12 protein-coding genes are annotated in these 13,879 nt (G+C 69.1%); 7 read left to right on the top strand and 5 right to left on the bottom strand.

Translation table 11 applies throughout. From position 1 onward, the window contains the following. The first annotated feature begins 280 nt into the window (after nt 1-280). Nucleotides 281-934 carry a DNA-binding protein gene (locus EPN29_01235; GenBank protein TAN34967.1) on the top strand — a complete coding sequence of 218 codons (654 nt, stop codon included), beginning with the start codon at nt 281-283 and terminating at the stop codon, nt 932-934. Then, nucleotides 931-3,090, top strand: a complete 2,160-nt coding sequence (locus tag EPN29_01230) for a hypothetical protein (GenBank protein ID TAN34966.1) — start codon at nt 931-933, stop codon at nt 3,088-3,090. The genes EPN29_01235 and EPN29_01230 overlap by 4 nt, the downstream gene beginning before the upstream one ends. A gap of 38 nt (nt 3,091-3,128) precedes the next feature. Here EPN29_01230 and bioB read toward each other — a convergent pair whose 3' ends face one another. Together bioB and EPN29_01220 are read right to left on the bottom strand one after the other, a co-directional pair. Next, nucleotides 3,129-4,175 carry a biotin synthase BioB gene (gene bioB, locus EPN29_01225; protein TAN34965.1) on the bottom strand — a complete coding sequence of 349 codons (1,047 nt, stop codon included), beginning with the start codon at nt 4,173-4,175 and terminating at the stop codon, nt 3,129-3,131. A 19-nt stretch (nt 4,176-4,194) separates the two neighbouring features. Then, entirely contained in the window at nt 4,195-4,806 is a 612-nt protein-coding gene (locus EPN29_01220) for a hypothetical protein (GenBank protein ID TAN34964.1), read from the bottom strand. 148 nt (nt 4,807-4,954) lie between these two features. Between EPN29_01220 and EPN29_01215 the strand changes: the two genes are divergently transcribed. The 5 genes from EPN29_01215 to EPN29_01195 are packed head-to-tail and all read left to right on the top strand — an operon-like array spanning nt 4,955 to nt 9,320. Continuing rightward, nucleotides 4,955-5,545, top strand: coding sequence for a TenA family transcriptional regulator (locus EPN29_01215; GenBank protein TAN34963.1), 591 nt, complete (start codon nt 4,955-4,957; stop codon nt 5,543-5,545). Continuing rightward, nucleotides 5,542-6,216, top strand: a complete 675-nt coding sequence (gene tenA / locus EPN29_01210; protein ID TAN34962.1) for a thiaminase II — start codon at nt 5,542-5,544, stop codon at nt 6,214-6,216. Before EPN29_01215 ends, tenA begins: the two co-directional genes overlap by 4 nt. Continuing rightward, on the top strand, nt 6,213-7,532 hold the full coding sequence (bioA, locus tag EPN29_01205; protein TAN34961.1) for an adenosylmethionine--8-amino-7-oxononanoate transaminase: 1,320 nt from the start codon (nt 6,213-6,215) through the stop codon (nt 7,530-7,532). The genes tenA and bioA overlap by 4 nt, the downstream gene beginning before the upstream one ends. Continuing rightward, a complete protein-coding gene (locus EPN29_01200; GenBank protein ID TAN34960.1) occupies nt 7,529-8,644 on the top strand; it encodes an 8-amino-7-oxononanoate synthase in 1,116 nt (371 codons plus the stop codon). Before bioA ends, EPN29_01200 begins: the two co-directional genes overlap by 4 nt. Further along, a complete protein-coding gene (locus tag EPN29_01195; protein TAN34959.1) occupies nt 8,631-9,320 on the top strand; it encodes a hypothetical protein in 690 nt (229 codons plus the stop codon). Before EPN29_01200 ends, EPN29_01195 begins: the two co-directional genes overlap by 14 nt. On the opposite strand, the gene EPN29_01190 is transcribed toward EPN29_01195, so the two are convergent. From EPN29_01190 to EPN29_01180, 3 genes are read right to left on the bottom strand one after another with little or no spacing between them, the layout of a single operon-like run. After that, entirely contained in the window at nt 9,274-9,915 is a 642-nt protein-coding gene (locus tag EPN29_01190) for an isochorismatase family protein (GenBank protein ID TAN34958.1), read from the bottom strand. The two genes, EPN29_01195 and EPN29_01190, sit on opposite strands and share 47 nt — an antisense overlap. A gap of 20 nt (nt 9,916-9,935) precedes the next feature. Beyond that, nucleotides 9,936-11,756, bottom strand: coding sequence for a hydantoinase B/oxoprolinase family protein (locus tag EPN29_01185; GenBank protein ID TAN35030.1), 1,821 nt, complete (start codon nt 11,754-11,756; stop codon nt 9,936-9,938). Nucleotides 11,757-11,773: 17 nt separating this feature from the next. Next, nucleotides 11,774-13,858 carry a hydantoinase/oxoprolinase family protein gene (locus EPN29_01180; GenBank protein ID TAN34957.1) on the bottom strand — a complete coding sequence of 695 codons (2,085 nt, stop codon included), beginning with the start codon at nt 13,856-13,858 and terminating at the stop codon, nt 11,774-11,776. Nucleotides 13,859-13,879 lie beyond the last annotated feature (21 nt).

Raw genomic sequence — 13,879 nt, 5'->3', positions numbered from 1 at the left:
GCGGATGTGCCCGACCTACAGACCCAGTTTGAGGACCTCCTGCACTGCGTGTGGGAAGCCGAGAAGAACTGGCGCTTCTTCGACCGAATCGACCGCGCCTGACCCCCGGTTGACGGGGCGGCCGGGCCCCCCGGCCTGTGGCGCGCGCGCGGTCTATCCAACCGATCGGATAGGGCGCAGAATTAAGGTCTTCACCTCCAAGTAATTCCCAGGGGCACGGTGACCAGGGGTGGGCAATCTTCGGCTGGCGATCGCCTCGCTTGCTGGCCTCCTTGCCCTGTTGAGCGTGCCTCCCCTGCGGCGAAGGGTGCCCGGGCTGCGCAGCTTCCCCGCGTGGCTGGAGCTGCTGCTCTGGTTCGCTTTCGTGGCGGCTTGCCTGGCGGCGCTGGCGAGCGTCAGCACCCCTCAGTCGACCAGCCTCACCCAGGCGGCGGTGCGAGCGATGCTCGCCATCGCCGGCCAGACCCTCGACTCCTGGCTCGAGCGGAGCACCGCCTGGCTGTCCGGACATGAGCCGTCCGTCCTTCTGCTCCTGCTGGCCGTTCTCGGCATCTGCTGGCTCGTCGCGACCGCGGGCGCCGCTTCAGCCCTGCGCCGTGCACTCCAGCCCAGGCCTCATCTCGGCGACTGGTGGCTCGTCCGATGGCGCCGGGAACCAGGGCCACGCATCCCCGCGCCTCCCGCCGCCGCTCCCGCCTCGTTCCCTCCGCATCCGCCCAGCGCTCCCACCCCGACGGGTGTTGTCGACACACGGGCGGCGGCGGCCTTCCTTGGGGTTTCTCAGTCCTCGGTGTACCGGTGGGCGAGCACCGGCCGGCTGCCCTGCGCGCGCACCCGTGAGGGATTGCGCTTCAATTCCGGCGAGCTGGAAGCGCTACGAGAGCGCCGCGCTCGCCGCCCCGGGGTGGTCCGCCAATCGGGGTCGGTGGCATGAGCGAGAGCATGCGGGCCATCGGCCGGCTGCTCAGGCCTTTGGACCGGAATGGAAATCCGCTGCGGGCCGGCATCTACCGGAAGCGCGGACCCTGGAACCCACCGCCCCTGGCCCACCTCTGGATCCTGCCGGCTGGAGCCAAGCTGGCCGTCCTGGCCATCCTGATCGGGGCCACCATGCTGGGCACGTCGCCGGCCTATCTCAGCTACGTCGACCGTCTGCCGGACGTGCGACTGATGGCGGCGCAGGCGGGCGCCGAGGACACGCTCATCTACGCCTCCGATGGGACGACTCTCCTCGCCGACCTCCATCCCGCGGGCTACCAGCACTACTCCGAGCCGCTGCCGGCGATGGGGAGGTACCTGCCCATGGCCGCAGTCGCCATCGAGGACCACAACTTCTTCTCCGAGCCAGGGGTCGATCCCGGGGCGATGCTGCGTGCGGCCTGGGTCGACTGGCACGCCGGCGGACCCGTGGAGGGCGCCTCGACCATCACCCAGCAGTTGATCAAGTTGAAACTGGTCGGCAGCCGGCCGACGCTGAGCCGCAAGCTCAGCGAGGTCCTGCTGGCCATGGAGGCGGAGCGCGCCTACCCCAAGCAGGAGATCCTGGAGATGTACCTGAACACGGTTTTCTTCGGCAACGACGCCTACGGCAGCGCCGCCGCCGCCAGGACCTACTTCCACACCGAGACGGCCCGCCTCGACCTGGCTCAGGCGGCGATGCTTGCCGGTTTTCTCCGCGACCCCACCTACAGCAACCCGTTCGCCGACTGGAAGGCGGCCAGGGCTCGCCAGCGGCAGGTGCTGGACGCCATGGTGCGAGCACGGATGGTCGCGCCCGCGGAGGCGGCCGCCGCCTGGGTCGAGGACATCAGCCCGCCCAAGCACATGTTCGGACCCGAGAACCGGATCCTGGCCCCCGGCTTCGTCAGCTACGTGACCGGCCAGCTGGTGTCCCGCTATGGCGTAAGCACCACCTTTGGGGGCGGCCTTCGGGTCGTCACCACCCTGGACTGGCGCCTGCAGCAACTGGCCCAGAAGGCGATCGCCGACGAGGTCACCGCCCGAAGCCGTTGGCACGTCAGCCAGGGAGCGCTGGTGGCCATCGATCCCCGGACCGGAGCCCTCGAGGCCATGGTCGGGTCGGCGGATCCTGACGCCAACGGGGGCCGGTACAACATGGCCGTCTGGCCACCTCGCAACCCCGGCTCCTCGATGAAGATCTTCACCTACACCGCGGCGCTTGCCAGCCGCAAGTTCACCATGGTGACGCGCATTGCCGACAGCCCCATCTACATCCGCCCGCCGGGCGCGACTGAGACCTATGCCCCACGCGACTACGACGGCCGGTGGCACGGCATCTGCCGGCTGGAGCAGTGCCTCGGCAACTCGCTCAACGTGCCGGCGGTCAAAGTCGAGCTGGGGATCGGCGTGGCGGCAGTCGTCCAGGAGGCCCGCGTGATGGGAGCGCCACCCTGGACCGGCCGCCTGGACGAGCAGGGGGCCATGACCTATACCGCCAACGACCCCCTGTCCTCCTACGGGCCCTCGCTGACGCTGGGCGGCTACGGTGAGACGCCGCTGCAGATGGCGACCGGGGCCTCCGTGCTGGCTGCCCAGGGCATTCTGCATCCGCCCTTCGCGGTGTGGTCGATCAGCACGGCGCAAGGCTCGCGGGTGTTCCATGCCGATCCCGCCGCCGCCGCCGTCCAGGTCGTGGATCCCCGGGTCGCCTTCATCATGGGCCAGATCCTGTCCGACGGCGACAACCGGGCCATGATCTTCGGACCCTCCACCCCCCTCAGCCTGCCCGGCCGCCGGGTGGCCGCCAAGACGGGGACGGCGGAGGACTTCGCCGACGCCTGGACGATCGGCTACACGCCGTCCATGGTGGCCGCCGTCTGGATGGGCAATCCCGACTGGCGGCAGAAGATGGCGTTCGGCCTGGATGGAGTCTTCACCGCCGCGCCCGCCTGGCACAACTTCATGCAGGCGGCGCTGGACACGCTCGGCGTCGGCGACCAATGGTTTGCGGAGCCGCCGGGCCTCACGCACGCTGGGGTGGGCGGGAAACAGGCGTACTTCCTGCCGGGGACCTCTCCGGACACGTCTGGACCGGGCTTGCCGATCGGTGCGACATCGTCCCCGGACTAGCCCGGGCTCGGTATTTCGAGCGCCGGGGGAGACCGTTTCTAGTCGAACGCCGACGTTTTCAGAACCACCGGAGCGAGGCGTGATCGAGGCAGCGTCAGCTCATCAGCCGTCTCGACTCGCAGCCCGCAGTCGGCGATCAGGTCGAGGTCGGCGCTGGCGGCCTGGCCCTTGGTGGTGAGGTAGTCACCGGCGAAGATCGAGTTGGCCAGCTGCAGGCCGAGCGGCTGCAGGCTGCGCAGATGCACCTCTCGGCCGCCGGCGATCCTGACCTCGACGTCGGGGAACAGCAGGCGATAGAGGGCGAGGATGCGCAGGCAACGGAGCGGAGTCAACTCGCAGTCCCCGGCCAGAGGCGTCCCCTCGATCGGAATCAGGAAGTTGATGGGCACGGAGTCGGGTTCCAGCTCACGAAGGGCGAACCCGACGTCGACGATGTCCTCGTCGGCCTCCCCCATCCCGAAGAGCGCACCCGAGCAGGGCGAAAGCCCGGACGCCTTGGCCCGGCTCACCGTTTGCCGGCGATCGGCGAAGTCGTGGGTGGAACAGATCTTTCCGTAATGGTCCTGGCTGGTGTTGAGGTTGTGGTTGTAGGCGTAGACCCCAGCCTCCTTGAGCTGCTCCGCCTGGCCGTCGGCAAGCAAGCCCAGGCAAGCGCAGATCTCGAGGTCTGGGTGCGCCCCTTTCACCGCCCGCACGGCGGCGAGGAAGCGGCGCAGCTCGGATTGGCTCGGGCCCCTGCCGCTGGCGACCATGCAGAAGCGCTTGGCCCCGGTGCCGACGGCGATTGTCGCCGCCTGCACCGCCGCCGCGGGAGGCAGCATGGAGTAACGCGGGATGGGTGCCGTGGAGAGCTTCGACTGCGAACAGTACTGGCAGTCCTCGGGGCAAAGCCCGCTCTTGATGTTGAGCAGGAAGTTGAGCTTGACCCGATCCTGGAAAAAGTGTCTGCGAACGCGGGCCACCTCGGCGACCAGTGACAGCGTCTGCGAATCGCTGACCCGCAGCACGGCCAGCGCTTCTTCACGATCAGGTGGCAAGCCCTCGAGAGCACGATCCACGAGGTCGCGCACCGAAGCACGATCCATTACCGGATCGGACAGCGGTTCAGGCCGCGCGCTCGACTGAGCTCAGCACGTCCCAGAGCCCGTCCAGGATCTCGTCCGCCGTCCGCTGGGCCAGCGGATGCTGGTCGGGCGGAAGAGCCCCTATCACCTGCTCCAGCTCGGCCGAATGAACCAGGTCGCGAGTGGCGTGAACGTCGAAGTACTCCCCGCCGCTCACCCTGTCGATACCGAAGTGGGCCTTCAGACCGCGCAGCTTCTCGGCACTGACCTCAGGCGTTTGCACCTCGATCGCCCAGGCAGCCGCGACACCCGCGGGCAGCCCGCTCAGCTCCCCTCCGCGACGAAGCAGTTCGCGCGTGGCGGAGTTGGGAGCCGCCGCCAGTTCGCCATCGGGCACTCCCAGCGCATCGGCGAACCTGCGCCACAACGCGATGTGGCCGTCCTCCTCGCGGGCGTGCCGTTCCAGCTGGGCGGCGTGCGCGGGGTTGTGCCGCGAGGCTTCACGCAGCCACGCCGGGAGCGCGGCGACGACATGCCCGTACTGGCAGGCATAGTCCCGAAGCTCGTCGATGGTCAGCTCGCCCGCGGTCCAGCGGCGGTAGAAGCTGTGCTGCAGTAGATCGCGCCGGGTTGTCAACTCGATCGTGCGCAAATGCGCTCACCTCCATGAAGGGCCGACCAGCTCGCCCGGAGAATGTAGCCGATTGCGGCCCTCGGACACCGCGGCCAATGCCGGCCAGGCCGGCACCGCCGATCAGCCGCCCCGCCTCGGTTCCTCGCCCAGGGCAGAATGGTTGGCCATGGCAACCGCAGACCTGATCTCGCGACACTCCCAAGAGTGGCGGTCGGCGGTCGACCATCCATTTCTGGCCGGAGTCCGAGACGGCACCCTCCCGGCGCGCGCTTTCGACCGCTGGCTGGCGCAGGACTACCTGTTCGTCACCGACCTCCTCGGTTTTCAAGCCGGCCTGCTCGCCCTCGCTCCCCGGCCGGCGCAACGCGTCCTGGCTGGGGGCCTGGTGGCGCTGGAGTCCGAGCTCACCTGGTTCGAGGCGAGCGCAGCGGAACGCGGGCTGCGACTCGGCGGCGAGCGCCATTCGAGCACCGAGGCCTATCGCGTGGCGCTGGACCAGCTGCTGGCGGAGGGGCCGGCCCCGGCCGTCACCGCCCTTTGGGCGATGGAACGCGTGTACCTGGAGGCCTGGCGGGGCGCCGCTCCCGGGGCGCCGCGGTACCGCGCCTTCGTCGAGCATTGGACCGTGCCCGAGTTCGCCGCCTACGTGCTCGACCTTGAGGGCGCCGCCACGGACGGGCCCCTTTCGGAGGCGGCCTTCCTCCAGATCTGCCGGCTGGAACTGGACTTCTGGGACATGGCCTGGGGCGCCGCTTGACGGATCGGTTCAGCTCTCACCTCCGCGAACTCGCCGACGGCCTCTGGCGCGCCCAGCTCGAGCACCCATTCGTCCGCGGCATCGCCGATGGCAGCCTCGACCTGGACAAGTTCCGGCACTGGATCCGGCAGGACTACCGGTTCCTGATCGACTACTGCCGGCTTCTGGCGCTGGCCGCGGCGCGCTCACCCGACCTCGACACGCTGGCTCGCTTCGCCGACCTTCTGCAGTCGACCGCTCGGACCGAGATGGAGCTGCACCGGGCGGTCGCGGCCGGCTTCAGGATCAGCGCTGAGGAGTTGGAAGCCGAGCCGGCGGCGCCGGTGACGCAGGCTTATACCGACTTCCTGATCCGGGCCGCCACCACCCGGGACTTCGCGGAGCTCGCCGCCGCCCTCCTGCCGTGCATGTGGGGTTTTTCGTGGCTGGGACGCGAGTTGGGCGCAAAAGACCGCCCGCCAGATCCCCGCCTTGCCGCCTGGATCGACTCCTATGCCAGCCCGGAATTCGGCGCCCAGGCGGATTGGTGCCGCGAACTGGTCGACCGCTTGGGAGCGGAGGCCTCAGGAGCCGGCCGGCACCGGATGGAGGCCGCCTTCATCGCCTCGAGCCGGCACGAATTGGCCTTTTGGGAGATGTGCTGGACCCACCAGGGGGCGCCCTCGCTGTGACCGACACCGGCCGGGCGCGGGCCCAGCGTGGCGGCGGCCGGAGCTGGGTCGAAAGGGACGCGGCGGTGGTGTGGCATGGCTTCACCCAGATGTCCTGCTTCGCCGACAACGCGCCCGTCATCGTGGACCGAGCCGAGGGGCACTACCTGGTGGACGTCGAGGGCCGGCGCTACCTCGACGGCATCTCCTCGCTCTGGGTCAACACCCTGGGCCACCGGGTGCCTGAGCTGGACCAGGCGCTGATCGACCAGCTGGCCAAGGTCGCCCACTCGACCATGCTGGGCAATGGCAACCGGGCCGTGGTCGAGCTGGCCGAAGCCCTGGCCGCGGTGGTGCCGGTCAGCCGGCCGCACTTCCTTTTCGCCTCCGACGGCGCCGCCGCCGTCGAGCAGGCGCTGAAGATCGCGTTCCAGTATTGGGCCAACCGGGGCCGCTCGCGAACCGCTTACCTGGCGCTGGGCGGCGCCTACCACGGCGACACGGTGGGCTCCCTGTCCCTGGGTGACGGCGGCTTCGGCACCTCGGTCTTCGACCCGCTCCGCTTCCCGGTGCTGAGGGCTCCCGGCCCCGGCTCGAAAGACTGGGTGGGCGGCGCGCTGCGACGCCTCGAAGCCCATGCGGATGAGCTGGCGGCGGTGGTGGTCGAGCCCCTGGTCCAGGGCGCCGCCGGGATGCTGATGGGCGAACCGGCGGACTTCCAGGTGTTCGGCGAGCGCTGCCAGCAGCTGGGAGTTCTGCTCGTGTGCGACGAGGTCGCGACCGGCTTCGGCCGGACCGGCGAGCTCTTCGCGTCCTCCCTATGCAGGCTGACACCGGACCTGCTTTGCCTGGGCAAGGGCCTCACCGGAGGTTACCTGCCGATGTCGGCGACGGTCGCCGCCGGCCACGTCTTCGACGCCTTCAGCGGCCCTGACCTGAGTGAGAAGACCTTCTACCACGGCCACTCCTACAGCGGCAACGCGCTGGCGGCTGCGGTCGCTCTCCGGCACCTGCAGCTGCTCGACGCCCGAGACGTCCTCGCCAACGTCCGGGCCAGATCCGAGCAGCTGGGCCGGCTCCTCGAGAGCCGGATCACGCCGCTGGCGGTCGTCAGCGAGGTGCGGTTGCGCGGCCTGATGGGAGGCGTGGAGCTGAAGCCGGCTCCCGGGCGACGGCTGGGGCGGAAGGTCTGCGCCGCCGCGGTCGGCCGCGGGGTGCTGCTCCGCCCTCTGGGCGACGTGATCGTGCTCATGCCCCCGCTCACCATCACCGAGGACGAGGTGCGGGTCCTGGTCGAAGCGCTCGAGGCGGCCATCACCGAGGCGGCCGAACTCTGAGCTGGCTGGAATGGGCGGAGGAGGAGCGCGCCGCCATCCAAGCGCTCGACCGGTGGCGGGAGGTCCGGGATTTCGACGCCCAGGGCCCGGTCGGGAGGCTGGCCGGCGGGCGCCACGTCGTGTCTTTCGCCTCCAACGATTACCTCGGGCTCAGCCTGCATCCCGCCGTTCTGGCCGCGGCCCACGAGGCACTCGAGCGCTGGGGCTGCGGCGCCGGCTCGGCCCGGCTGGTCGTCGGCTCGCGCCCGGTCCACTCCCAGCTCGAGCGCGAGCTCGCCGCCTGGAAGGGTTGCGAGGCCGCTCTCATCTTCCCGACCGGCTATGCGACCAACCTCGGCGTGCTCACCGCCCTTGCCGGGCCCGGTGTCCGCATCTGCAGCGATGCCCTCAACCATGCTTCGATCGTTGACGGCTGCCGCCTGAGCAGGGCCGAGGTTCAGGTCTTCCGGCACCTCGACCTTGATGACCTCGAGTCGCGGATGGGGCCGGGGCCGCGGACCATCGTGGTCACCGAAGCCGTCTTCTCCATGGATGGCGACGTCGCTCCCATCGCCGAGCTGGCGCGACTCTGCCGCCGCGCCGGCGCCCTCCTGGTCATCGACGAGGCGCACCAGGTGATCGGCGACGCGCCGGACCTCGACGGTGGGCTGGTTCTGCGTGTGGGCACGCTCTCCAAGACCCTTGGCTCCCTCGGCGGCTTCGTCGCCGGCCCGGCGTCGCTGATCCAGCTCCTGGTCAACCGCGCCCGGCCGTTCATCTTCACCACCGCCCCGCCCCCCGCCGCCGCCGCGGCCGCGCTGGCCGCGCTGCGCATCGTCCGCTCCCCGGAGGGTGAGTCGCTGCGGCGGCGTCTGCGGACGTTGGTCGAGCGGGTGAAGCCCGGTCACCCCTCGCCGATCGTGTCTTTCGTGATGGGCGAGGAATCAGCAGCTCTGAAGGCCTCTCGACTTCTCCTGGAGCTCGGCTTCCTGGTGCCGGCGATCCGGCCGCCGACCGTGCCCGCCGCCACCTCGAGGCTTCGCCTGAGCCTCAGTGCCGCTCACACCGACGATCAGCTGGATCGACTCCTGCCGGCGCTCGGCCAACTGAGAACGCTGCGTGTCCCGGCCTGAACTACTCCTGCTGGTCACCGGATGCGGGACCGGCGTCGGCAAGACCTGGGTCGGGGCGGGGCTGTTGGAGGCGGTGCGGCTGCGCGGCCTGAGCGTCGCCGCGCGCAAGCCGGTCCAGTCGTATGCCGAGGGCGATGCGGAGACCGACGCCGACCTGCTGGCCAGGGCGACAGGTCTCAAAGCTGAGGAGGTTTGCCCGCGCCATCGCGGGTACCCGGTGCCGCTGGCGCCGCCGATCGCGGCCCATCTCCTCGGACGCCCGGCCTACACGATCGGCGAGCTCGTCGCCGAACTGGACTGGGGACCGGCTCAGGTGGGTCTGATCGAGGGCGCCGGCGGCGTGCGCTCGCCGCTGGCCGCGGACGGCGACACGGCCTCGCTGGCCCAAGCGATCCGGCCCGACAGGGTGATCCTTGTGGCAGACGCCGGCCTGGGCGCCATCCACGCGGTTCGCTCGAGCCTGGACGGGCTAAGTGGCCTGGCGGTCACGGTCTTCCTCAACCGCTTCGAGGCGACCGACGAAGTCCACGCGACCAACCGCTCGTGGCTGGCGAATCAAGACGGCCTTGAAGTTGCCACCCGAGTCACGGATCTGACGGAGCTGGTGCTGGCCGCGGCCGGCGGGACCGCTACGGGTGGAGAGCTCGGAACCCGCCCAGCACCTCATCGGCGGTGACCACGTCGCCGTACTTGGTGTCGATATCGAAGAGAGCAGCCCGCGCAGACATCGGGGACAGGTCGGCCACGCAGTCGCGCGGCACCATCACCCGAAAGCCGTGGGAGAGGCCGTCGACCACGGTCGCGCGCACGCAATCGCTGGTGTTCGTCCCGGTGACGACGATGGTGTCGACGCCTGCCGCGCGCAGCTCATCGGCGAGGGTGTTGCCGAAGAACGCGGAGGGGACGCGCTTTAAAAGCACCTTCTCCGAAGGCAGGGGTTCGATCAGCGGGTCGATCTCGCACGCTTCGGTACCCTCCTGTATCTGGAGGAGCGTGGGCGCCTTGATCCCCCAGACGCCGGCGTCGGGCTTGGCGGCGTCCCAGCCCACGTGGGTGAAGATCACGGGCAATCCGAGCTCACGCGCGGCGTCGAGGAGGCGACGCGTGTTCTCGACGGGTTCGAGTGAGGCGGCGCGCCAGCTCCGCGTGTAGGCCTTCTGGAAGTCGACGATGATGAGGGCGGCCGCCCGCCCGAAGCCGAGACGAGCGCCCACGCCGCGCTCTCGATACTTGCGGTGCGCCTCCGCGAACTCCGTCGATTCCCAGTCCATAAGGCGACTTCCTCCTCTATCTACTCACCGCTCGGTTGGGCCGCACCGAGGCCACGCGCCGGCTCAGGCTCCTTGGCCCGCCGGCTCGCGGCTTCGCCGTCGAGTCGAATCACCACGCCGAAGAACTCCTCCGCCTGCTTCACGGTGTAGTACCCGTCGAGCACGTCTCGCCGCACCGCGTCAGGGTCGCGCTGTCGGGGGTCGCCGTAACCGGCGCCGCTGGGCACCTCCACGGTGATCGTGTCCCCCGCAAGGAAGGGCAGGCCGGAGAACTTGGCATGAAGGTCCTCGCGGTCGGGCCGACCCTCATTCTTCACCAGCGCCCCCGACCACCCGTCGTGGCCGCCAAAGACTCCGCGCGGCCGGTCCAGCCTGCTGTCGCCGTTGGCGCCGACGGTTGCATCGGCCAGGAATCGCCACCGCCGAATGCTGCCCAGGCCACCTCGCCAGCGGCCGGGAGCCGGCGGATGGTCGCGAAGCTCGTAACGCTCGCACCGAATCGGCAGGCGCATCTCTATCTCCTCGATCGGGTTGTTGCGCGTGTTGGCCATCAGGTTGTCGATGGAGTCAAGTCCATCCTTCCCATGACGCGCTCCATAGGAGCCCTCGCCGATCTCCATGTAGAGCCAATATTGGTCGGCTTCGCCGTCGAACCCGGCGTACGCGACCCCCTGAACAGAAGCCGAGTTCCCGGCCGTTATCTGCCGGGGGAGGACTTCGGAGAGGGCCAGGTTGATCTGGTCGGGGATTCGGTTGATCAGCGGGAAGCGACCGGAGCAGGCTCGCGGGAAGCGCGGGTTGTAGATGGTCCCGAGGGGTGCGGTCACGTGGACCGGACGGAAGATGCCGTCGTTCTGGGGGATGAAATCGTCGCTCAGCGCCTCGTCGAGGAGCAGCGTCCTGACGGCGAAGTTGGCCGTCGGCAGCACGCTGCCCTCGAAGGGACAATTGACAGCGGTTGCGGCCTCGGGAGCGCTGCCCGTCAGGTCGACGGTCAGCTCTGACCCTTGGATCGTCACCGTGGTCCCGATCGCCAGCGGCTGGCCGCGATTCCGGCCGTCATCGTCCAGGTATCCGGTCGGCGCGGCATACACGCCATCGGGAATCTCCGCTATCGCCGCCCGCAGGCGCTGCTCAGACCGCTCCATCCATGTCTCGATCCCACTCATCACGACGTCATGGCCGTAATGCCCCAGCAGCTCCGCGAATCGCCGCTCACCCAACCGGCAGCAGGAGATCATCGCCTCCAGGTCTCCGGCATTCATGTCCGGCGTCCGGACGTTACCGACGATGTGCTCGAAAAGCTCCTGGTTGCGGACTCCGGCGGCCTCCAACCGCACCGCATCCAGCAGCTTGCCCTCGGCGAACACATCAAACGCTTCGATGCTGATTCCCGGCGTGGCGCCGCCGACATCCAGCAGGTGGCCCGTGCAACCCGCGAAGCCGATATGGCAGCCCTCCCAAAACATGGGTATCAGGACGCCGTAATCCGGCGAATGGGAGGCGCCGTAATAGGGATGGTTGTGCAGGATCACGTCACCCGGCTGGTACTGCCCTCTGAGCTTGCGGTTGACCCCGCGGATGTAGGCGGGCAGGCTGCCGATGTGCATCGGGGTGGAATCGCTTTCGCAGAACTCGCGCCCTTCGGGATCGAACAGGCCCGCCCCGAGGTCCTCGGACTCACGAATCACACTCGAGTAGGCCATGCGATAGAGGACCTGTGCCATCTCCCTGGCGATCGAGACCAGCGCGCCCCCCATGACTCGCAGGGTGATCGGATCAACGGCCACAGGAGTCCAGCCGCGGTCGACGTAAGGGCCGGGCGAGGTGCTGTGCGGCATGTCTGCCGAGTATTCGGTCACTGGTCACCAACCTGTGTCAGCACGAGGCTGCCTGAATGATCGACTGCCGCCTCGAAGTCAGGCTCGATGACGATCGTGGTGTCCATCTGCTCGACGATCGCCGGCCCGTCCAGACGAGCCCCCGGCCGTAGGGTGCCCCGCTCGTACACCGGCACCCGGACGGGCTGGGCGTCGGGGCCGAAGTGAGCGATGGTCTCAGCGATCGCCTGAGGTCGCGGGCCACCATCCGGGGCCACAGCCAGCAGGTCACGCATCTGCAGCGGCGCCATCTTGCCGACGCCGACCACCCTGATGTTCACGATCTGCACATCAGAGTCACTGAACCGGCGTTGATAGGCGCGCTGATGAGCTTCATGGAAGTTGTCGACCAGGCGACCCAGCCAGGTCGAGTCGAAGGGTCCTGGCTCCGCCGGGACCCGCAGCTCATAGCCCTGGCCCGCATACCTGCAGTCCGCGTACAGCTCGAAAGCGGTATCACCCTCGCCGAGCCCGTCCGCGGCGAGCCGCAGTCGAGCCTGCTCCAGGAGGCGTTGGAAGCTCGCCGTCAAGCGGTCGAGGTCGAGGGCTGAGGCGAGCTCCCAGAACGTCGAAGCGAACTCGTAGCGGAGATCGGTGCTCAAAAGCCCGAATGCGGAGGCGATGCCCGGGTGAGTCGGGATCAGAACCCGGTCGATCCCGATGATTCTCCCCACGCTGCAGGCGAATGCCGGGCCGGCGCCGCCCTGGGCGACCAGGGCCAGCTCACGCGGATCGTGGCCCTTGCGGACGCTCAGCTGAGCGATCGCGTTGGCCATGTTGTGAGCGCAGACCGCGTGGATGCCGAGTGCCGCCGCCACCACGTCGAGGCCGAGCGGTGCGGCGACGCGTTCAGCGACTCCGGCTCGAGCGGCGCCGGCATCGAGCTTCAGCCTGCCTCCCAAGAGGCCGATCGGCCGCAGCCAGCCCAGCGTCACGAGCGCATCCGTCACGGTCGGTTCGGTCCCCCCTCGTCCATAACAGATCGGGCCCGGGTGGGCGCCGGCCGAGCGAGGACCGACGTCGAGGATGCCTTGTGGGTTGACCGATGCGATGCTGCCGCCGCCGGCACCGACGGTTTCTACGTCGAGCATCGGCACCATCACGTCGTAGCCACCGATCTTGGTGTCCAGCAGGTGCTTCATCCTCAGCCGCCCGTCGGGCGACACGCCGATATCGGAGGACGTGCCGCCGACGTCGAGGGTGATCACACCCCGGGCGCCGGCCGACCGGCCGACCTCGATTCCCGCCATGAGACCGGCCGCGGGCCCGGACATGAGGAGCACGACCGGGGAATCCGCCGCCGCCGGAGCGGTGATCACACCGCCCGCCGACGTCATCAGGCGGACACCGCCGGCGATCCCGATGGCGGCGACGCTATCGCCCAGCTCGCGGACGTAGCGAGCCGTCTTCGGGCCGATGTAGGCGTTCACGGCGGTCGTGCTGAACCGCTCGTACTCCCGATAGACGGGGACCACCTCGTGGCTGACCGACAGGAAGGCGCCGGGGAACTCCGCCTTGATCAGGTCGCTGATGGCCGTTTCGTGCCTCGGGTTGAGGAAGCTGAACAGCAGGCAGACCGCGATGCTCTCCACCCCGGCATCCTTCAACTTCCGTACGGCGGCTCTGGCCCCGGCGATGTCGAGGGGCTCGAGGACCTCGCCCTTGGGCCCGGTGACGCGTTCTCGAACGGTCAGCCGGTGGCGTCGTTCGACGAGCGGGTACTTCTGCCAGGGGACGTCCTGGTAGCTGGAGAAGTTGAGCGGCCGCTTCTTCCTGGCGATGTGCAGCAGGTCGCGGAAGCCCTCGGTCGTGATCAGGCCCACCTTGGCGCCTGAGCGCTGGACGATGATGTTGGTCGCCACGGTGGTTCCGTGGACGACGACGTCGACTTCGCGAGGCTCGATCCCCGCCCGCTCGCACAGCTCGACGATGCCTTGCACGGTCCCCATGGCAGGGTTCTCGGTGGTCGTCGAGACCTTGTGGACCACGCGGTGCCCGCTGTGGTCGTCCCAGTAGACGAGGTCGGTGAAGGTACCGCCCACGTCCACGCCAATCCTCTTCATGCTTTCGTGCTCGCCCGAATC

Source organism: bacterium, from assembly GCA_004299235.1.
Classification (GTDB): Bacteria; Chloroflexota; Dormibacteria; order Dormibacterales; family Dormibacteraceae; genus SCQL01.
The sequence above is the reverse complement of the archived record's forward strand: the minus strand, read 5'-3'. Positions and strand labels throughout refer to the sequence as shown.

Bases quoted from the DNA above. Each gene is read 5' to 3' on its own strand.
- EPN29_01185 (TAN35030.1), bottom strand. From the start codon at position 11,756: ATGCCGCACAGCACCTCGCCCGGCCCTTACGTCGACCGCGGCTGGACT.
- EPN29_01215 (TAN34963.1), top strand. From the start codon at position 4,955: ATGGCAACCGCAGACCTGATCTCGCGACACTCCCAAGAGTGGCGGTCG.
- EPN29_01180 (TAN34957.1), bottom strand. From the start codon at position 13,858: ATGAAGAGGATTGGCGTGGACGTGGGCGGTACCTTCACCGACCTCGTC.
- EPN29_01190 (TAN34958.1), bottom strand. From the start codon at position 9,915: ATGGACTGGGAATCGACGGAGTTCGCGGAGGCGCACCGCAAGTATCGA.
- bioB (TAN34965.1), bottom strand. From the start codon at position 4,175: ATGGATCGTGCTTCGGTGCGCGACCTCGTGGATCGTGCTCTCGAGGGC.
- EPN29_01230 (TAN34966.1), top strand. From the start codon at position 931: ATGAGCGAGAGCATGCGGGCCATCGGCCGGCTGCTCAGGCCTTTGGAC.